This window comes from Xanthomonas sp. F14 (assembly GCF_014199865.1).
In genome coordinates this window covers 537452-557451 of record NZ_JACHOM010000003.1, presented here as the reverse complement: position 1 = coordinate 557451, position 20000 = coordinate 537452, and the positions used below count along the sequence as shown (strand labels likewise).

General features: G+C 63.1%; 18 protein-coding genes. 11 read left to right on the top strand and 7 right to left on the bottom strand.

Annotated elements, in window-relative coordinates:
• Nucleotides 1-133 precede the first annotated feature (133 nt).
• The 3 genes from GGR73_RS13765 to GGR73_RS13755 all read right to left on the bottom strand — a co-directional run bounded on the left by GGR73_RS13765 (nucleotide 134) and on the right by GGR73_RS13755 (nucleotide 4088).
• Nucleotides 134-2401 (bottom strand): methyl-accepting chemotaxis protein, encoded by a 2268-nt coding sequence (locus GGR73_RS13765; protein ID WP_184457393.1) that lies wholly within the window; start codon nucleotides 2399-2401, stop codon nucleotides 134-136.
• A 300-nt stretch (nucleotides 2402-2701) separates the two neighbouring features.
• Nucleotides 2702-3574, bottom strand: coding sequence for an NADPH-dependent F420 reductase (locus tag GGR73_RS13760; RefSeq protein WP_226426938.1), 873 nt, complete (start codon nucleotides 3572-3574; stop codon nucleotides 2702-2704).
• Entirely contained in the window at nucleotides 3504-4088 is a 585-nt protein-coding gene (locus tag GGR73_RS13755; RefSeq protein ID WP_065050354.1) for a TetR/AcrR family transcriptional regulator, read from the bottom strand. Before GGR73_RS13755 ends, GGR73_RS13760 begins: the two co-directional genes overlap by 71 nt.
• Nucleotides 4089-4280: 192 nt before the next feature.
• On the opposite strand from GGR73_RS13755, the gene GGR73_RS13750 reads away from it, so the two are divergent.
• Together GGR73_RS13750 and GGR73_RS13745 are read left to right on the top strand one after the other, a co-directional pair.
• Nucleotides 4281-5609, top strand: a complete 1329-nt coding sequence (locus tag GGR73_RS13750; protein ID WP_184457391.1) for an NtaA/DmoA family FMN-dependent monooxygenase — start codon at nucleotides 4281-4283, stop codon at nucleotides 5607-5609.
• Nucleotides 5610-5644: 35 nt separating this feature from the next.
• A complete protein-coding gene (locus tag GGR73_RS13745; RefSeq protein WP_184457388.1) occupies nucleotides 5645-6385 on the top strand; it encodes an NADPH-dependent F420 reductase in 741 nt (246 codons plus the stop codon).
• A gap of 264 nt (nucleotides 6386-6649) precedes the next feature.
• Here GGR73_RS13745 and GGR73_RS13740 read toward each other — a convergent pair whose 3' ends face one another.
• On the bottom strand, nucleotides 6650-7399 hold the full coding sequence (locus tag GGR73_RS13740; protein WP_184457386.1) for an SDR family oxidoreductase: 750 nt from the start codon (nucleotides 7397-7399) through the stop codon (nucleotides 6650-6652).
• 112 nt (nucleotides 7400-7511) lie between these two features.
• On the opposite strand from GGR73_RS13740, the gene GGR73_RS13735 reads away from it, so the two are divergent.
• A complete protein-coding gene (locus GGR73_RS13735; RefSeq protein WP_039522468.1) occupies nucleotides 7512-8090 on the top strand; it encodes a TetR/AcrR family transcriptional regulator in 579 nt (192 codons plus the stop codon).
• Between the two features lie 51 nt (nucleotides 8091-8141).
• Here the strand turns inward: GGR73_RS13735 and GGR73_RS13730 are convergent, their stop codons facing one another.
• Nucleotides 8142-9059 (bottom strand): LysR family transcriptional regulator, encoded by a 918-nt coding sequence (locus GGR73_RS13730; RefSeq protein WP_051750189.1) that lies wholly within the window; start codon nucleotides 9057-9059, stop codon nucleotides 8142-8144.
• Between the two features lie 154 nt (nucleotides 9060-9213).
• Here GGR73_RS13730 and dctA point away from each other — a divergent pair, with 154 nt between their 5' ends.
• Both dctA and GGR73_RS13720 read left to right on the top strand, forming a co-directional pair.
• Nucleotides 9214-10530: a C4-dicarboxylate transporter DctA gene (dctA, locus tag GGR73_RS13725; RefSeq protein WP_184457382.1), complete on the top strand. Its 1317-nt coding sequence runs from the start codon at nucleotides 9214-9216 to the stop codon at nucleotides 10528-10530.
• Between the two features lie 28 nt (nucleotides 10531-10558).
• Nucleotides 10559-11722, top strand: a complete 1164-nt coding sequence (locus tag GGR73_RS13720; protein ID WP_184457380.1) for a mandelate racemase/muconate lactonizing enzyme family protein — start codon at nucleotides 10559-10561, stop codon at nucleotides 11720-11722.
• 96 nt (nucleotides 11723-11818) lie between these two features.
• Here GGR73_RS13720 and GGR73_RS13715 read toward each other — a convergent pair whose 3' ends face one another.
• Nucleotides 11819-13399, bottom strand: coding sequence for a thioredoxin family protein (locus GGR73_RS13715; protein ID WP_184457378.1), 1581 nt, complete (start codon nucleotides 13397-13399; stop codon nucleotides 11819-11821).
• 454 nt (nucleotides 13400-13853) lie between these two features.
• Here GGR73_RS13715 and GGR73_RS13710 point away from each other — a divergent pair, with 454 nt between their 5' ends.
• From GGR73_RS13710 to GGR73_RS13690, 5 genes are all read left to right on the top strand, one after another.
• Nucleotides 13854-14432 carry an anthranilate synthase component II gene (locus GGR73_RS13710; RefSeq protein ID WP_016902431.1) on the top strand — a complete coding sequence of 193 codons (579 nt, stop codon included), beginning with the start codon at nucleotides 13854-13856 and terminating at the stop codon, nucleotides 14430-14432.
• Between the two features lie 175 nt (nucleotides 14433-14607).
• On the top strand, nucleotides 14608-15240 hold the full coding sequence (locus GGR73_RS13705; RefSeq protein WP_016902430.1) for a flavin reductase family protein: 633 nt from the start codon (nucleotides 14608-14610) through the stop codon (nucleotides 15238-15240).
• 116 nt (nucleotides 15241-15356) lie between these two features.
• Nucleotides 15357-16394 (top strand): anthranilate phosphoribosyltransferase, encoded by a 1038-nt coding sequence (gene trpD / locus GGR73_RS13700; protein ID WP_102255540.1) that lies wholly within the window; start codon nucleotides 15357-15359, stop codon nucleotides 16392-16394.
• Nucleotides 16395-16448: 54 nt separating this feature from the next.
• Complete coding sequence (gene trpC, locus GGR73_RS13695; RefSeq protein ID WP_456362973.1) at nucleotides 16449-17321, top strand: indole-3-glycerol phosphate synthase TrpC; 873 nt, start codon at nucleotides 16449-16451, stop codon at nucleotides 17319-17321.
• The gene (locus GGR73_RS13690) at nucleotides 17314-18030 is read left to right on the top strand and encodes a haloacid dehalogenase-like hydrolase (protein ID WP_016902427.1); all 717 of its coding nucleotides are present in this window, start codon (nucleotides 17314-17316) and stop codon (nucleotides 18028-18030) included. Before trpC ends, GGR73_RS13690 begins: the two co-directional genes overlap by 8 nt.
• Nucleotides 18031-18310: 280 nt before the next feature.
• Here GGR73_RS13690 and crp read toward each other — a convergent pair whose 3' ends face one another.
• Entirely contained in the window at nucleotides 18311-19003 is a 693-nt protein-coding gene (gene crp, locus GGR73_RS13685; RefSeq protein WP_024938194.1) for a cAMP-activated global transcriptional regulator CRP, read from the bottom strand.
• A 137-nt stretch (nucleotides 19004-19140) separates the two neighbouring features.
• Between crp and speD the strand changes: the two genes are divergently transcribed.
• Complete coding sequence (gene speD, locus GGR73_RS13680; RefSeq protein ID WP_005990692.1) at nucleotides 19141-19935, top strand: adenosylmethionine decarboxylase; 795 nt, start codon at nucleotides 19141-19143, stop codon at nucleotides 19933-19935.
• Nucleotides 19936-20000 lie beyond the last annotated feature (65 nt).

Sequence of the window (20000 nt, the reverse complement as noted above, 5' to 3'; positions counted from 1 at the left end):
TTTGCGTCTGAAGTCCGATGATGACCTTTGCCCGGGCGGTCGGTACGACCGCCCACGCGGATCACGTGCTGCGCAATGATGCGTAAGAGCAGAACGCGGGTGGGCCCGGAAATCCGGGCCCACCGCGGCTTGGTCAGAATTCCTGCCAGCCTGCGCCGTCTGTTGCGCCGGTGACTGACTCGAGTTTGCGTGGTGCCCGGTGCGGAACAACCTTTGCAGGTGTCTTCAGGGGCGCTGCCGTTTTCCTGCTGCCGGAGTTCGCAATGGCTGATGTGGCAGCAGCTGCGCCGACCGGAACAGCTTTCTGTCCGTCGATCTTGAAGACCGCCACCGCCTCGGTCAGCTGCGTCGCTTGCTCTTCCATCGCACGTGCTGCAGCCGTCGCTTCCTCGACCAGGGCTGCGTTCTGCTGCGTCGTTTCGTCCATCTGCGTGACCGTGATGTTGACCTGCTCGATACCGGCCGACTGCTCCTGCGACGCCGCGGAAATCTCGCCCATGATGTCGGTCACGCGCTGCACGCTGGCTACGATCTCGGCCATCGTGGCGCCTGCGGTATGCACCAAGGTCGAGCCTTCGGCGACCCGCTCGACCGAATCGTCGATCAGGCTCTTGATCTCCTTCGCCGCAGCGGTGGAGCGTTGGGCCAGCGTGCGCACTTCCGAAGCAACCACGGCAAATCCGCGCCCCTGTTCGCCGGCACGTGCCGCTTCCACGGCGGCATTCAAGGCCAGGATATTGGTCTGGAACGAGATTCCGTCGATGACGCTGATGATGTCGGCAATCTTCTTGGACGAGGCCTCGATACCGGCCATGGTGCCCACCACCTTGCTCACGATCTCGCCGCCCTGGGACGCCACGCCTGCCGCGCCGATCGCCAGTTGGTTGGCTTGACGTGCGTGCTCGGCGTTCTGGCGCACGGTGGAGGTGAGTTCTTCCATCGAGGCAGCGGTTTCCTCCAGGTTGGCCGCCTGTTGTTCGGTGCGCTGCGACAGGTCCTGGTTGCCGGCGGCAATCTCGCTGGCCGCCGAATTGATCGACACGGCCGACTGCTGGATGCGGCCAACGATTTCGGCAAGCTGCGCGGCGGTGGTGTTGGCGTCATCGCGCATCTGCGCGAACACACCCCTGAACTCGCCGGTCATGCGTGCGGTCAGGTCGCCTGCGGCGATGGACTGCAGCAGCGAAGACAGCGATTGCAGGTTGCTGTCCGCGGTGGCCATGAGCAGGTTCAAGCTCTCCACCATGATGCGGAAATCGTACTGGAAACGCTCGGCATCGCCGCGCGCGGTGAAGTCACCGTCCGCGGCAGCCTGCGCCAGCTGCTTGATCTCGATGTTCATTGCGGACAGGTTGGCCTTGACCTCGTCCATGGTCTGCGTCAGCACGGCCTTCTCACCGGGCAGGCGCTCCATGCTCTCGCTCAGGTCGCCGATGGCATAGCGGCCCATGATCCGTGCAAGGTTGGACTGCACGGCCAGGTGGGAGGCCACAAGCGCATTGGTGTCCTCGGCCATGCGGCCGTAGTCGCCCGGGAAGGCCTGGGCATCCATGCGGAAGCTGGTCTGGCCTTCGTCGTGGCGCTTGGCCATGTCGCCCTGTGCAGTCAAAAGGGCCTGCAGCTGTGTCTGCATGCCCTGCATGGCGCGCAGCAAGCGGCCGGTCTCGTCCTTGGCCTGTGTCTGCACGTTGTTGCCGAGCTGACCATTGGCGATCGCCTCGGCTGCGTTGGTGGCGCGTGCCAGCGGCTGGGTCAGGCTGCGGGTGATGAGCCAGGCTAGCAGGCTGCTGACCAGCACGACCGCGGCACCGCCGAGGATGAGCAGGAGCTTGCCGCGATCCATCGACCGGACTGCTTCTGCGTAGGCCTGTCTGCTCTGTCCTTCCTGCCGGGTGACGAGCTCGCGGATCTTGTCCTGCCAGGCGAGCGTGGCAGGCCGCGCCTGTTCGCTGAGGATGTCCTGGGCCTGCGCGTTCTCGTTCTTGGCGGCCAGTGCCATGACTTCGTCGTTGAACTTCACGGAAGTCGCCCGACGCTCGTCCATCTCGTTACGGATCTTCCGCCCTTCCTCCGAGCTGGACAGCGTATCCAGCCTGGTGCGCAGCTCCTGGTAGCGCTGGCGCTGGGCGTTGATGGTGTTGAGCGCTTCGGTGTTGAGCTCCTCGCTTGTCGCCATGGCATACGTGCCCAGTGCGATCAGCAGCGAGGAGTTGGCATCCAGCATGCCGTTGCCGATCTGGATCTTGGCGGTGCGGTCGAGAACGATGAAGTCCAGCTGCGCGCGTGCGTTCGCCATCGTGCTCAGGCCGGTGGCCACCAGCAGGCCTGAGAGAAGAATCAGGATTCCGAATGCAACGGCCAGGCGGTGGCCGACGTTGAAGCGTTGAAGAAAGGCGATCATGGACGTCCCAGAAGAGATCAGTGGAGGCATCGATTTCCACGCTGTTAGCGAGCCTGGCACCGGTTCCCCAATAACGGCGTCCTTGTCCAAAACTGGAATGTCTGTCACTAAATTATCATCGCACCCTTCAGAAAACGCCCGAGCTGTCGGGGTGCTCCTGACGCAAGTCAGGACGGGCGGCTGCACGCCTGGCACAAACCGCTGTTCGCCGTGCCGCCGTCTTGCCATCCTCAGGCTCGGCAACACCTGCCTGCGTTTTAAAACGCGCTGACTACATGGCGATGTTGCCGACCTGCCTGGCTACATGTAGATGGCTCTACTGATCCGGGCGCCGAAGCCTGCATCGGGATTGGTTGCGGAGTCGCCCAGCCTTTCCTGCATGACCGCCACGGCAAGGTCGCGACGTTTCGCCAGTCGGCTGCGGTCGGCGCTGGCAAGTGCATCGCCCATCTCGCTCCTGGTCAGATCGGTGCAATACGCAGGCGCTCCTGGCTGCTGGCGCCAGGAATCAGCCAGCTGGCCCGAATAAAACGCGTCGAAGCCGGTGTCATTCACCAATGCCATCGCGACCTCGCGATCGTTGTCGCGATCAGCCGCCACGGGGATGGCGATACGGCCGGGCGCAGTGGCCGGCTGGCCTTTCTCGGCAAGCGAACCAGACCCGATCGCATTCCATGCCTTGGCGATCGGGCGACCCAATTGCTCAGCCACCCACAGGCTCTCGACCTGGCCCGCTTCAATCGCGTCAATCTTGCTATCACGCGCGGGGTAGTAGTTGGACGTATCGATCAGTACGACATCACTTGAAACCTGCGCCAGCAGCGGCTTGAACTCCGGAATCCTGTTCAACGGGATCGAAAGGATGATGGCATCGACATCGACCACACACTCTTGCGCAGTCACCGCGCGAGCGCCCGAGGACAGCAGTTGCAGGTCAATCGTCTCTGGCCCACGCGAGTTGGCAACCTTGACCTCATGGCCGAGCGAACTCAACTTTTTCACCAACGTCTTGCCGATATGGCCGGTGCCGATAATGCCTAGCTTCATGATGCGTTCTTCTGTGTAGAGAGCGGGATGGTTTGCGGGGCGAGGGAAGTGCCTTTCACGCAGGAAGCGCCCAGCCCGAGCGCAGCACGTCCTGCAGCGCCTGCCGCGCGTCGCTGTCCGCGTCACCGCTGGCAGCTCCTGCCCAGGCGATCGCAAGCGCGGCAAGAAAGATGTCGCGGCCAGTCAACGATGCCCTCGCCTGACCAGAGCGTTGTGCAGCCTGCAGAAACACGCCTGAGGCCTCGACCACGGATTGGCAGGTCGGCATCAACACCGAACTTGGCTGGGACCATGCGGCCCGTAGCGGCTCCGGAAGACCTTCGTAGGCATTCATCCAGTTTCCCAACGCCTCGATCCATCGTTGCAGCGCACGCCCCGGGTCGTGCTCTTCTGCCCTGATGGCCATGCGTGCTTGCTCGAGGTTGGCGTAATGCGTTTCCAGTAGCGCTGCCAGCAGGGCGTCGCGGCTGGGGAAGTGCCGGTACAAGGTCCCCGGGCCAACGCCTGCGCGCTTGGCAATGCTGTCCATCGACACGTCGATGCCTTCCTCGGCAAAGGCGTTGCCGGCGACCTCGAGAATATGGGTCCTGTTGCGTTGGGCATCGGCGCGGGGAGGGCGTGGCTGAACGTCGGAGGACATGGGTCGGTTAGTCTGGCTCTTGATATCCGGAGTGTATCTCCATATATTTCCCGACACAAACGGAGCGTGTCTCCTTTTTGCTGGGCACTCTGAACCGGGAGGTTTCGAGACTGCGGGCGGCGATCGGCCGTCGCCGTCTCCGCCGGTTGCCACCGCCGGACGCACGCACCACCACTGCAGATCGAGGAACGCATGAGCCACTCCAAGACGATGATCATTGGCCTGCACCTGGGCAATGGCTACGGGTCTCAGCCGGGAGCCTGGCGCATGCCGTGGGTGGATCCGACCAACTACACCAGCTTCGATGCCCGCGTGCGTCAGGCGCAGGCCGCCGAGCGTGGGAAATTCCAGTTCATCTTCCTGCCTGACGGTCCGAGCGCGGTGGCCGATATCGACAACGAAGCGCCTCACTTCAACCTGGACGTGATGATGACCCTGGCTGCCGTTGCGCGCGGCACCGAGCGTATCGGTCTGGTGGCCACCGGCTCCACGACGTTCAACGAGCCGTTCAATCTTGCGCGGCAATTCAAGGCGCTGGACATCATGAGCCACGGGCGTGCCGGCTGGAATGCGGTGACCTCCAGTGGCGAGGATGTCGCCGCGAACTACGGGCGAAAAATTCCGCCCAGCGCGGATCGTTACGCACGTGCGCACGAGTTCGTGCAACTGGTGCAGGCGTTGTGGGGCAGTTGGGGGAAGGATGCCTGGCTGCACGACCAGGCCTCTGGCCGGTTTGCCGACGCCAGGCAAATTGCGCCGATCAACCTGCAAGGCAAGTTCGTCGGCTCCCGCGGACCGCTGTACATACCACCCTCCGAGCAGGGCCAGCCGGTGATCTTCCATGCCGGCGGCAGTCCCAATGCGTTGGAGCTGGCCGGACGTTATGCCAGTGCTGTGATCGGTGCGTGTTTCAGCATTGAAGATGCCCGCGCGCAACGCACCGCCTTCCGCAACGCCGCCAAGCAGGCCGGCCGCGACCCGAACGAGATCAAGTTCATTCCAGGGCTGATGACGACAATCGCGCAGGATCGCCGTGCGGCACTGGATCGCCGGATTGCACTGACCGCGCAGACGTTTCCTCAGCGGCTGGGTTACCTGCAACAGATGCTCGGGCTACGTCTGGATCCTGCTGCACTCGAGCGGCCTCTGTCACCCGCGCAACTGGCTGCGGCACGCCCGTCGCCGCATGATCCTCGCTCGACAAAGGCGCTGCAGATCGCGCGGGAGGGCTGGAGCCTGCGCGACATCCTGGCCCATGGCGTCATCGACTATCACCCGGTGATTGTGGGCCCGGCGGTCGAGGCGGCCGACCACATGCAGGCCTGGTTCGAGGCAGGTGCGGCCGATGGTTTCTGGATCTCACCGGATATCAATGACGACGGCATCGATGCCTTTGTCGATGGAGTCGTGCCGATCCTGCAGCAACGCGGTCTGTTCCATCGCGATTACCGGGGCACCACGCTGCGCGACCACCTGGGCGCACCTGCCCAATACGGGCGCGATCCACGCATCACTGCGTGAGCCGCAGCACGTCACACACATCGGAAGGAGCACACATGAACATCGGCATCATTGGCGCAGGCAATATCGGTGGCACCCTGGCACGCAAATTCGTCGCGGCCGGGCATGTCGTCAAACTGGCTGGTTCAAAAGGCCCCGACAGCATTCGCGAATTGGCAGAAACGATCGGCGCCGAGCCTGTCGCCGCTGAAGAGGCGGTCAAGGACGTCGAGGTGATCGTGCTGTCCATCCCGTTCGCCCGGATCCCCGAGGTTGCCGGCCTGTTCTCCACGGTACCCGCAGAGGTGGTGGTGATCGATACCTCGAACTACTACCCGCAGCTCGGCACCAGTATCCCGGAAGTCGACGGCGGCAAGCTGGAAAGTGTCTGGTCCAGCGAGCAGCTTGGTCGGCCCATCATCAAGGCATTCAACGCCGTGCTCGCCAGGACACTGGCTGAGCGCGGCAAGCCCGCAAGCACGCAGAACCGGATCGCCATCCCGGTGGCAGGCGACAGTCCGGCCGGCAAGGCGATCGCGCAGCAACTGCTCGACGCTGCCGGGTTCGACTCGGTCGACGCGGGAAATCTTGCAGATTCATGGCGGCAGCAGCCAGGCACGCCTGCGTATTGCACCGAGCTTCCGACCGCTGAGCTGGCGTCAGCGCTCAAGGCCGCAGTGAAGGGTGATGCACCGGGTCATCGCGATGCACTGATGGCCGAGTTCTTTGGCGCCGACGCACCGCCAAGTCACGAGACGATCGTTGCGCGCAATCGGGCAGTGACCGCGCCGCGCTGAGATCCGTTTCCAGGGGATCGGAAGAACCCTCGCGAGGAGCGGGTGCCAACCCGAATGGATCCAGCCGGTTGCACATCGCACCGGTATGGTCCGCGCGCTGCAAAGGTCTCAAAGGCGCTCACCTGGAAGCACTGGATGCGCGCGGCGAACATGCCTGCGCATCTCGCGGTAGCAGCCTTGCAGCCATTCATGCGCCACGGGTGAATGACCGGCGTCAGCACGGCGGTGGCGCCGTGCTGACGAGTTGGATGTTCTGCGCCAGCCCTAGAACTTGACGGTAGAAAGCATTCCCAGCATCTCGTCGTAGCTGCCATTGGCCGCCGCATCGCGAAGAAACCTGGCGCGTTCCACGACAATCTCCTTTGGCGTGTTTTCTGCATGCAGCAGCGCCAGTGCTTCGTCGAGGAATTCGTCCAGGGGCATGGCATGTTCGTCGTTGCCCTGGCCGTACAGTTTGGTGCGAACGCCCGGAGGCACCAGCTCCACGACTTGCACGGTGCTGTCGGCCAGCTGCACACGCAAGGCTTCGGTGAACGAGTGCACCGCGGCCTTGCTGGCGCTGTAGGTCATTGCAGCCGGGAACGGCACAAAGCCCAGCGCGGAACTGACGTTGATGATGACGCTGTCGTTGTTGCCGGCAAGTTGCGGCAAGAATGCATAGGTCATGCGGATGGTGCCGAGCAGGTTGATGGCAATCGCCTCTTCGGCAGCCTGCAAGGACTCTGGCTTGAAGACGTTCTCGCTCGGCATGATGCCGGCATTGTTGATCACCACATTCAAGGCGGGGTAGCGCTCGGCCGCCACGCGGCTGGCCTGGACGATGGAGTCCGCGTCCGCAACGTCGATTTCGATTGCCTCGATGCCTGGATGCTCGGCAGTGATCTGATCCAGCAGCGCTTTCTTTCGCCCTGACACGATGACCATGTTGCCAGCCTGCTGGAGCCGCAGCGCCAGTCCGAGGCCGATGCCAGAGGTCGAGCCGGTAATGAGGATGGTGTTGCCGCTGTTCTTCATGGATGTTTCCTGGGTACGGAAGGGGTAGAATCCAAACGGACAACAGTCCGCTTGCCCTGAAACGTTGGCGGACAACTGTCCGTTTGTCAATAATTTCAGTGAGGAGCAGGGTGTGGAAAAGCCAACGCGGTCCGATGCACTGCAAAACCGCGAGCGCATCCTGTCCGTGGCGCTTGCGGAGCTGGTGCGCTCGGCCGATGTGCCACTGAGCGCAATCGCCAAGAAGGCGGGCGTCGGGCAAGGGACCTTCTACCGCCACTTCCCGACGCGGGAGGCCTTGGTGGTAGAGGTCTATCGCCATGAAATGCTGCAGGTCACCGGGTTCGCCGAGCAGTTGCTGAAGACGCGTCCGCCGGAGCAGGCGCTACGCGAGTGGATGAACCGTCTGGCCGAATACGCCATTACCAAGGCGGGCCTGGCGGATGCGCTTCGGGTTGTCGCCAACGCGAAGGAGTGCGCAGGCAACGCAGGCTATGCCCCCGTGATCGCTGCCGCCCAATTGCTGCTGGATGCCAACGAGAAGGCCGGAACGATTCGTCCAGGGATCACCACGGACAAGTTTTTCCTGGCGATCGCAGGGATCTGGCAGATCGACGCCACCGAGAACTGGCAGCCACGCCTGGCCTGGCTCATGGAGACGGTGATGGAAGGATTGTGCGCGGGAGCGCCAGGACGGCCCGCAGGCGGATAGTGGCGGCAAGCGCTGGATTCGAAGCGCGCAGCAGCGCGCATGCCGCACCCGCTAGGTCTCCAGCTTGCCTTGCTTGAGCTTTTCCCACATGTCTTCGGCTTGCCGGGGTAAGCCGCCGGTGTGACGTATCAGGCAGATCTCCATGCCGATATCCCAGTGCGTGTCGCCGGGCGCTGCATGGACCAGCAGCCCTTTGGCGAGGTCCTCTTCCACCAGTGTGCGCGGCAGCCACGCGATCCCGGCACCAGAGCGGCACATGGCCAGCAAGGTCGCTGCAAGATCGGAAGTGAGCGCAGGTGTCAGGCGCGGCTCCACATCCTTGAACGCTGGATGCCCGGCGATGATGCGGCCCAGGCCGGAATCTGCACTGTAGGACAGCAAGGGCATTGCATCGGTTGAGGCAAGCGACCAACGCGGACTGCCGTCGCCGTTTTCCTTCGCTGCACTGAAGGGCTGGAGCACATCGTTGCCGACCACAACCCGCTCGAACTGTTCCGTGTCCAGCCCAAGACGCATCCGCGGATGATGGTGGCAGAGCAGGAATTGCGCTGCCCCTTGCAGCATCAATTTTTCGCACGCCCTGAGCGTGTCGGAGACCAGCTGAAACGCACCGATACCGGTGTTTGATTCGATGCGCCTGACAAATGCCGGAAAGAACGTGAAAGAAAGAACATGGGTGGCGAGGAACGCTAACGCAGGCCGGTGTCGCCCGGCCACTTCCAGTGTTTCCTGCCGCGCAGCGTAAATACCCGAGACCAACCCGGATGCTTTGCGAACGAACGCTTCGCCGGCCGGCGTCATCAGCACTTCCTTGCGCGAGCGCGTGAACAGCGGCGTGCCCAACCATTCTTCGAGGGCATGAATGCGCCGACTGAAGGCCGGCTGGGTGACAAAGCGACGTTGTGCGGCGCGCGAGAAATTCAGGGTCTCAGCCAACGCCAAGCAGTCTTCGAGCCATGTCAGTTCCATGATGCCGATTGTGCATCAAGCGCATAAAAAAGGCATTGGCAGCGTTTGGGCGCTGGCACTTACGCTCCGACTCGAGCTTGCAACGCCTCCACAGGCAGGTTGTCCAGCAAGCGGCAATTCCGGTGGGTTCGCATGTCGACGGGAGCGGGCGATCATGCAGAAACAAAGTGGCATAAGACAGGTGCTTGGCCAACTCTACGTGCAGGTCCTGATCGCCATCGTCATTGGCGGTCTGGTGGGCTACGTGTGGCCGCATCTGGGTGTGGTCTTGCAGCCTGTTGCGGAGGGTTTCATCAAGCTCATCAAGATGCTTCTGGCACCGATCATCTTTGGAACGGTCGTGGTCGGGATCGCCAAGATGGGAAGCGTCAGAGAGGTCGGAAAAACCGGCATCAAGGCGCTGATTTATTTCGAGGTCGTGTCGACACTCGCGCTGGCGATTGGTCTTGTCGTGGTGAACATCATCCGCCCCGGCGAGGGCATGAACATCGATGCCGGTTCGATCGACAGTAGTGCGATCGGACAGTATGTCGATCGCGCAAAAGACGATGCTGGCATGATCGATTTTGTGCTGAACATCATTCCCACCACGCTGGTGGACGCCTTCGCCAAAGGCAGCATGCTGCAAGTCATCCTGGTATCGGTGTTGTTTGCAGTGGGGCTATTGCAGCTGGGCGAGCGTGGAAAGCCCCTGGTCGATCTCATCGATAACGGGCTGCAGGCACTGTTCAAGATGATCAACATGGTGATGCGACTCGCGCCACTGGGCGCCGGTGCGGGCATCGCTTTCACGATCGGCAAGTATGGCCTCGCCACCCTGTGGTCGCTGGGGCATTTGATGCTGGCCGTCTACGTGACGTCGGCACTGTTCGTGTTTGTGGTGCTGGGAGCGATCGCACGGTGGACGGGCTTTCCACTTTTGCACCTTCTCCGGTTCATCAAGGACGAAATACTTGTCACGTTCGGAACCTGTTCCACCGAAGCCGTGCTGCCGCGCATGATGATGAAGCTCGAACTGGCCGGCGTGCGCAAATCGACGGTTGGCCTGGTTCTGCCCACCGGATACACCTTCAATGCGGACGGCACCTGTATCTACCTGACCATGGCAGCCATCTTTGTAGCGCAAGCGACCAATACGCCGCTGCCGGTCTACCAACAGATTGCCTTGCTTGGGGTGTTGTTGCTGACCTCGAAAGGATCGGCCGGTGTCGCTGGCGCGGGTTTCGTTGCGTTGGCCGCCACGCTTTCCACCATCGACACGGTGCCTGTTGCGGGGCTGGTGCTTCTGCTGGGCGTCGATCGCTTCATGAACGAGGCCAGGGCGGTGGTCAACCTGATCGGCAACAGTGTCGCCACGCTCGCCATTGCCAAGTGGGATGGCGCGCTGGATCTGTCCAAGACCCGGGAAATCATGCGTCGTCAACAAGCGGGCGAGCCCATGCCTGTCGCAGCCTCTCCAACCGATCCATAACTCACACCAACCTGCGGGAGACCACCCAATGCGTATCATCGATGTCGTTGAAATCACCAAGCCGATCTCCTCGCCGATCCGTAACGCCTACATCGATTTTTCGAAGATGACCGCCAGTCTGGTGGCGGTGGTCACCGATCAGATGCGCGACGGCCGTCGGGTCGTCGGCTACGGATTCAACTCCAATGGGCGCTATGGACAGGGCGGGCTGATACGCGAGCGCTTTCGCGATCGCATCCTGGAGGCAGACAGTGCATCGCTGTGCAACGACGCCGGCGACAATCTGGATCCGTCCAGGATCTGGAAGGCGATGATGTCCAACGAAAAGCCGGGTGGTCACGGCGAGCGCTCCGTCGCAGTGGGCACGCTGGATATGGCGATCTGGGATGCGACCGCCAAGATCGCCGGCATGCCGCTGTTCCGCTATCTGGCGCAGATGAAAGGCCGGCAAGCCAATCCGCGCGTCTTCGTCTATGCAGCCGGTGGCTACTATTACCCGGGCAAGGACAACAGTGCCTTGCGCAAGGAGATGCGCGGCTATCTGGACCGTGGTTACAACGTGGTCAAGATGAAGATCGGTGGCGCGTCCATTGACGAAGACCGCGGCCGGATCGAGTCGGTGCTTGAGGAAATCGGCAGCCAGGCCCGCTTGGCGGTGGATGCAAATGGGCGCTTCGACCTGGAGACTGGCATCGCCTACGCCAAGATGCTGCGCGACTATCCGCTGTTCTGGTACGAGGAAGTCGGTGATCCGCTCGACTACGCGCTGCAAGCCGCCCTGAGCGAATTCTATCCGGGGCCGATGGCAACCGGCGAAAACCTGTTCTCGCACCAGGATGCACGCAACCTGCTGCGCTACGGCGGCATGCGCCCGGACCGCGATTACCTGCAGTTCGATTGCGCGCTGTCGTACGGCCTGGTCGAGTATCTGCGCACGCTGGAGGTGCTGGAGCAGTTCGGCTGGTCGCCCGCACGTTGCATCCCGCACGGTGGTCATCAGATGTCGCTCAACATCGCCGCAGGCCTGGGTCTGGGCGGCAATGAGAGTTACCCGGACCTGTTCCAGCCATATGGCGGGTTTCCGGATGGCGTCAAGGTCCAGGATGGACACATCGTGATGCCGGAATTGCCGGGTATCGGCTTCGAGGGCAAGTCCGACCTGATCAAGGTCATGCGTGAGCTGGCCGAATAGGACGGGATGGCATTGGCTGCGTTTCTGATGGGCGAACCACCTGCGCGGGGCGTGCCTGTGCCGACCTTCGCAGGCGCATCAGGACTATGCCCCGCCTCACCCCAGCCAGTCGGCGCAGGCGGCTGGCTTGTTCCCGTCGGCGCAACGTGTCTGCGCCTTCTGGCGCAGGCGGGTCAGGACTGCGCTGCCTGTCGGGCTCTGCTTGCTCCAGGTCTTCAGTGATGCGCCGACTTCCTCGAAGTGCTGGCGATTGTCTTTGAGATAGCCATCGGATTGCCGCGCCAGATCGCCGATCACTCGGCTTGCAAGCGTCTCGATACCTGTACCGTCCTCCGGGCTGAGCCGGACCAGCGCATCCAGATAGGTCATGCCCCGCTCAACCACGGTCCCCTGGCTACCATTCGAATCGTAGGCCTGCTTGAACCATGACAGCGCAGCCTTGGTGTCACCGCGCTGTTCGGCCAGGATACCCAGGTAGGGCATGTAGTAGGACGGTGTCTTGCTACGCGTCAACTCGGCCTGCATCAATTGCGCAGATCCCTTGTTATCGCCCACCAGCGCCAACAAGCCGGCAGCACTTGTAATCGTGGACTGACGCTCTTCATCGGTCTTGGCTTCCGTCACCGCCCACTGCACGCGCTGGTGCACGGTCTTGACCACGTCTGCAGGCAGCGGAGGTTGCGGCTTATTCATTTCCGCTCTGGTCGGCTGTCCCTGTGCCAGGCGAGCAAGGTCGATCTCGGCATACCCGGTCCGCAAACGATCAACGATGGGCAAGGTGGGATCGGCATAGGCCTGCGCCAACGCCTGATTGAACTCCCTGGACAATGCGGCACGTTTGCCCGGATCGTCGGTCGCAGAAGCAACCAGCGTGGCAGCACCACGCACCAGCACATCAAGATTGTTGCGCACCTCTGACGGGTTGGAAAACACGGTTTGCAGCAACGTGTACGTCGCCGGGCTTACGACGGGCTTCTGCCTGGTGACAGCTACTGCCAGCAGCTGGAAGCGACGCTGCAAGGCCGGCTGTGGTGCCGCCTTCGCCAGTGCAGCCAGGGTGGCGGGCGCAGCCTTTGCATCGACCAGTTGGTCGTCCTGCAACCAGCTGTAATTGCCGAGAAGAGTCCACTCGTCCGGCTTTAGCGTTTGTGGAGCGTTGAGCGCCCGCTCCAGGATCTGCTTTGTACTCGCGGTGGATTGAGCTGCAACGCGCAGGCTATCGACAAGCTGGGCGGTACTGCTGTCGCCCACCAGCCGGGTGATTTCGCTGCGATCCGGGCGTAGCAGGATGACCGTGGGATACCCCCTGACGCCGAAGCGTTCGGCCCAGGTCTGGGCTTCTTGCAGGTCTGCGTCCAGATGCACTGCCACGAATTGCCGCGTCTGCGCGATGAACCCCAGGTCCTTGAACGTGGTGGCCTTGAGCCGGTTGCACGGTGGGCACCAGATGGCGCCCCAGTACAACAGGAGTGGTTTGCCGGTGTTCCTGGCCTCCTCCAGGGCTTTTTCTACATTCCCCTCATGCCAGTTTATCGCGGGCGCCGCTGCAGGCCGCGTTGCTGCCGCGGGCGGCGCCGATACCGCCGACGGCGTTGATCTGTCGCAGGCCGTCAGCGCTGCCAGCAACGCGGAAAGAGCGATGAGCGTGGGGGACGGCGAACGAAACGACAGAGCCATGGGAAGCCTTTGCGTGATGGAGGTCAGCTGAGCGCGGTTGTCTGGAAACACCTCCACGCATGCCAATTTCTCGAAGCATCACGTCTTTCAAGTTTGCCCGGAGCGGAGGATGCGAACTGCCGTCACGCCGAACGCATCGTTAGGGACGCATGGCGGCGAGCATTGGATCCAGGCTGGAGACAGCCGGCGTTCCGCGCGTGAGGTGCAAGTTGTCTAGCTGGTCCGGACCTGTCGGAGCACTGTGGTCCGGGGAGGGACAGCGTGGATGACGCGTCTGCATGGCTGATCGCGTTGATCGCACACAGGAGCGCTGAGCGAGCCCGTGCGAAGATATGCTTCGGTGTTGCTCGCTCCCCGGCCGCTTGGGTATCCAGGCGGGTTGAAAGGGATCAGGGCGGGTATCGGCGGGTTGTTTCGGGCTGTTGCCCTTTAAAAACAAAGAGATAGGCCTGAAATGTTACTGATGCTCGACAACTACGACAGCTTTACCTACAACCTCGTGCAGTACCTGCAGGCGCTGGGTGCCGAGGTCACGGTGGTGCGCAACGACGCGATGAGCGTGGATCAGATCGCCGCGCTCAGGCCCGAGCGCATCGTGATCTCGCCCGGCCCGTGCACCCCGAACGAGGCCGGTATCTCGCTGCAGCTGATCGAGCAGCTGGGCCAGACCACGCCGATCCTGGGTGTGTGCCTGGGGCATCAAAGCATCGGGCAGGTCTATGGCGGCGATGTGATCCGCGCCGACAACATCATGCATGGCAAGACCTCGCCGATCCGCCACCAGGGCAAGGGCGTGTTCGCCGGCCTGCCGGACAGCTACGAAGCCACCCGCTACCACTCGCTGGTGGTGGACAAGACCACCTTGCCCGACGCGCTGGAAGTCACCGCCTGGACCGAGAATCCGGATGGCTCGATCGAAGAGATCATGGGCCTGCGTCATCGCCAGTTTCCGGTCGAAGGCGTGCAGTTCCATCCCGAGTCGATCCTGACCCAGCACGGTCAGGCCTTGCTGAAAAACTTCCTGCAGCGTTGATCGAAATGCGCAGCGCGCACGTCGCAAGGGCCGCCGTAACCTTCGTCAGTCTCGATGCAGTCTTCGGCGCCATCGATGCACCAGCGACCCATGCGCGCAATGCCTGCAATGACCTACGCGATAGCATGCGGCGGGTTTCCCGCCTCGCTTCGTTCACACCTGCATCCGGATCACGATGAGCACCGCCAGCGACAGCTTCCACTTCTACGAACCAGGCCAGGGCCACGGGCTGCCGCACGATCCGTTCAACGCCATCGTCGGTCCGCGGCCGATCGGCTGGATCGGCTCGCGCAGCGCCGAGGGCATCGCCAATCTGGCGCCTTACAGCTTCTTCAATGCGTTCAACTACGTGCCGCCGATCGTCGGTTTCGCTAGCATCGGCCGCAAGGACAGCCTGCGCAATATCGAAGCCACCGGCGAGTTCAGCTGGAACCTGGCCACGCGCCCACTGGCCGAGGCAATGAACGCCAGTGCTGCGATGGTGCCGGCGGAGGTCGACGAGTTCGTGCTGGCCGAGTTGCAGATGGCGCCATCGCGGCTGATCGGTGCCCCGCGCGTGGCAGCCAGTCCGGTCAGTTTCGAATGCCGGCTCAGCCAGCTATTGCCGCTGCAGAGCGCAGCCGGGCAGGCCATCGAAACCTGGCTGGTCCTGGGCGAAGTGGTCGGCGTGCATCTGGCGCACGCGGCGTTGCAGGACGGCATCTACGATCCCGCAGCCGTGCAGACGATTCTGCGCGCCGGCGGCGCCGCCGACTATTTCGAAGTGCAGGCGCAGGCACGCTTCCGCATGCGGCGCCCGGGCCAGTGAGCGCTGCGCGCCGCGTCGCTGCATGGCATTGCCGCCATGCGCGACTGCAGCGCCAGCATTGATCGACCAAGCTCGCTGCCGCCTATCTTTCCCACGTTTTGCCACGGTCCTCGTCCATGCCCATCACCCCGCAAGAAGCCCTGCAACGCACCATCGAACACCGCGAAATCTTCCACGACGAAATGGTCGAGCTGATGCGCCAGATCATGCGTGGCGAGGTCTCGGACATGATGGTCGCGGCCATCCTCACCGGGTTGCGGGTCAAGAAGGAAACCATCGGCGAGATCGCCGGCGCAGCCACGGTGATGCGCGAGTTCTCGCGTCGCGTGGAAGTGGATGATCGCCGGCATATGGTCGACATCGTCGGCACCGGCGGCGATGGCTCGCATACCTTCAACATCTCCACCTGCGCGATGTTCGTGGCCGCCGCCGGCGGTGCCAAGGTCGCCAAGCACGGCAATCGCAGCGTCTCGTCCAAGTCCGGCAGTGCCGACGCGCTGGAGGCGCTGGGCGCGGCGATCGAGCTGCAGCCCGAGCAGGTCGCCGCCTCGCTGGCGCAGACCGGTATCGGCTTCATGTATGCACCGGTGCATCATCCGGCCATGAAGGTGGTGGCGCCGGTGCGCCGCGAAATGGGCGTGCGCACCATCTTCAACATCCTCGGCCCGCTGACCAACCCGGCCGGCTCGCCGAACATCCTGATGGGCGTGTTCCATCCGGACCTGGTCGGCATCCAGGCGCGCGTGCTGCAGGAACTCGGTGCCGAGCGTGCGCTGGTGGTGTGGGGCCGCGATGGCATGGACGAGCTTTCGCTGGGGGCCGGCACCCTGGTCGGCGAGCTGCGCGATGGCCAGGTGCGCGAATACGAAGTGCATCCGGAGGATTTCGGCATTGCGATGTCGGCCAGCCGCAACCTCAAGGTGGCCGATGCCGCGCAGTCGCGCACGATGCTGCTGCAGGTGCTGGACAATGTGCCCGGCCCGGCGCTGGACATCGTCGCGCTCAACGCCGGTGCGGCGCTGTACGTGGCAGGCGTGTCCGACAGCATCGCCGAGGGCGTCGTGCGTGCGCGTGCGGTCCTGGCCGATGGCTCGGCGCGTGCAAGACTGGACGCCTATGTCGCCTTCACCCGGCAGATTGCCTCACAGGCCTGACCCCTCCCACTGCACCGGCAGGCATGCGGCGGCATCTTGATCATGACCGCTGGCATGCTGGGGGCTGGCGCGTGGCGGCCGGTTGCGGCCGTCTTGACCGATAATGCCCGACCGCCAGGACCCGATACGATGAGCGATATCCTCAACACCATCCTTGCCCGCAAGGCCGAAGAAATCGCCGAGCGCAGTGCGCGCGTGCCGCTGGCCGAGCTGATCGCGCGCAGCGCCGACCTGCCGCTCACGCGCGGGTTTGCCGCCGCCATGCAGGCCAGCATCGCCGCCGGCGAGCCGGCGGTGATCGCCGAGGTGAAGAAGGCCAGCCCGTCCAAGGGCGTGATCCGGCCCGACTTCCACCCGGCCGACATTGCGGTCAGCTATGAATTCGGCGGCGCCAGCTGCCTGTCGGTGTTGACCGATGTGGACTTCTTCCAGGGCGCCGATGCCTATCTGCGCCAGGCGCGCGAGGCCTGCACGCTGCCGGTGCTGCGCAAGGACTTCACCGTCGACCCCTACCAGGTCTACGAGGCGCGCGTGCTCGGCGCCGATTGCATCCTGCTGATCGTCTCGGCACTGGACGATGGGCAACTGGCCGAGCTCTCCGGCCTGGCCATGCAGCTGGGCCTGGACGTGCTGGTGGAAGTGCACGACATCGACGAGCTCGAGCGCGCGGTGCAGGTGCCGGTACCGCTGGTGGGCATCAACAACCGCAATCTGCGCACCTTCGAAGTGACGCTGCAGACCACGCTGGACATGCGTGCCGCCGTGCCGCGCGACCGCATCCTGGTCACCGAAAGCGGCATCGTCACTCCGGCCGATGTGCAGTTGATGCGCAGCCACGGCGTGAACGCGTTTCTGGTCGGCGAGACCTTCATGCGCGCGCCCGAACCCGGCGAGTCGCTGCGTCAGCTATTCTTTGCGCATGACTGAGGCGTATCCCGTACCGCGCGACGACGCACCGCTGGTGGTCTTCGATTTCGACCACACGCTGTATGACGGCGACTCCGGCAGCCATCTGTTCGCCTGGCTGATCAAGCGCAACCCCTTGCGTTTGCTGGTGGCGCTGTTGGCCTCGCCGATCCTCGGCCCGATGGTGGCGATGCTGCCGACCCGCCGCCGCGGCGTGTCCGGGTATGTGTGGATCGCCACCTTCGGCCTGCACCGCACGCGCGAGTTCAACCGCTTCATCGATGCGTACGTGCTCAAGCATGAAGCGCAGATCCGGCAGCGCCTGTTGCCGCACGCCTTGAAGGTGTTCACCGACCACCGCGCTGCCGGCGACCGCGTGGTGGTGGCCACCGGCGCGCCGCCGGAACTGGCGCGCGCCATTCTCGGCTTTGTCGCCCATCAGGACGTGCCGGTGATCGGCAGCCTGGTCGGTCCGCGTCTGGGCGCGGTCACCGCGCGACGTCACTGCCACAACGAAGAGAAGATGCGCATGCTGCGCGAGCGCGGCTACGCCGACATCGCCATTGCCTATTCGGACAGCACCGCGGATCTGCCGCTGTTGAAGGCCGCGCGCGCGCCGGTGGTGGTCAATCCGAAGGCCAATCGCGAAGCGCTGTTCCGGCAGGTGCTGCCGGCCGGCACGCCGATCCTCAACTGGGGATGTCGCGATCGCGGTGGCAAGGCGCTGTAGCGCCTGGCGCCGGTAGCGGCGCGCAGCCTGGCGGGCACGGCAGGTATTCGAACTTGGCAGCTACCGCACAGAGGCACGGATTGATTCGCGCGCATCCAGTGGCTGTTCACCAAGATTTATTGGTCACGCCAAGCCGGCCGGAGCAGCAGGGAAGGGTAAGCAATTAGTAATGCATGGCACGCGGCGGCGCCGCGCGCCGACTGCATCAGTCCGCATGCCGTGCGGCATACGGTTCAAGTTGCGGCCGGTGCAGTGCTGCACCAGCCGCGACCACAACCGATCAGCGGGTGCCGTAGAGCACGACGGTCTTGCCGCGTGCATGCAGCAGGCCGTCGGCCTGCAGCTTCTTGAGTACGCGCCCGGCCATCTCGCGCGAACAACCCACCAGACGTGCCAGTTCCTGCCGCGATACGCGCAGCTGGGTGCCCTGCGGGTGACTCATCGCTTCCGGCTCCTTGGACAGGTCGTGCAGGGTGCGCACGATGCGGTCGGTCACGTCCAGGAACGCCAGGCGGCTGGCTTTCCTTGTGGTGTCGAGCAACCGCTTGGACAGCTGAACGCCAATCGCGTACAGGATGCGGGGCGCATCCGGCGACAGACTGGTCTGGAACAGCTGCTGCAGCCGCTCGTAGCTGATCTCGGCCAGCTCGCACTGGGTGCGGGTGCGCAAGATCACCTCGCGGGTATCGGATTCGATGAACAACCCCATCTCGCCGACGAACTCGCCGCTACCGAAGTAGCCCAGCACCAACTCACGATCGTCATCTTCCTCGGCAATGATGCTCACCGAGCCACTGATCACGTAATAGAGGGTGCCAGCCGGGTCTCCCGGCCGGAACACATCGGTCCGGGTCGGATAGCGCCTGCGATGGCTGTGCGCCAGGAAACGCTCGATCGTGCCCGCGTCCAGCGCCAGAGAAGGGGTAGCGTTACGTACCGTCGTAGTCACAACCGTCGTGTTTCCTGGGCTCATGGTAGTTCCGCGTGTAATTCCTGAAGCTTAACGGCATGAGTCATGCAAGGTAAACCATTCTTAACGTCGGCATTTCGTTGCTGGGATCTTTGGCTCATAATTGTTTCCTTTCCCGCCTTCCATAAGGACAGACCGACGTGGTCAAGCCGTTGCCTCGCCTGAGGCTACAGGGGTTCAACAACCTCACCAAGGCGTTGAGCTTCAACATCTACGACGTCTGTTACGCGCGTACCGAAGAGGAGCGTCAGCGCTACATCGAATACATCGATGAGCAGTACGACGCCGATCGTCTGACGCAGATCCTGACCGATGTTGCCGAGATCATTGGCGCCAACATCCTCAATATCGCACGACAGGACTACGATCCGCAGGGCGCATCGGTCACGATCCTGATCTCGGAAGAGCCCGTCATCGACAAGAAGCAGGCCGGCAAGGAGTTGATCTCCGATGCCGTGGTCGCTCATATGGACAAAAGTCATATCACTGTCCATACATACCCCGAGACGCATCCGCAGGAAGGTATCGCCACGTTCCGCGCCGATATCGACGTCGCCACCTGCGGCGTGATCTCGCCGTTGAAGGCGCTGAACTACCTGATCGAGAGTCTGGAGTCGGACATCGTGATCATGGATTACCGCGTCCGTGGCTTCACCCGCGACGTGAAGGGCAAGAAGCACTACATCGATCACAAGATCAACTCGATCCAGCACTTCCTCGCCAAGAACGTGAAGTCGCGCTACGAGATGTTCGATGTCAACGTCTATCAGGAAAACATCTTCCATACCAAGATGCACCTGAAGGACTTCGACCTGGACCAGTACCTGTTCGAGGAGCGCGCCAAGAACCTCTCGTTCAAGGAGCGCATGAAGATCGAAACGCTGCTCAAGCGCGAGATCGAAGAACTGTTCCACGGGCGCAACCTGAGCGAGTAAGCGCAGCGAGCGAGCTGTTGCGCGACCTGCCTGCAGGCGCGCGAAAGAACCAAGGCGGGACGGCC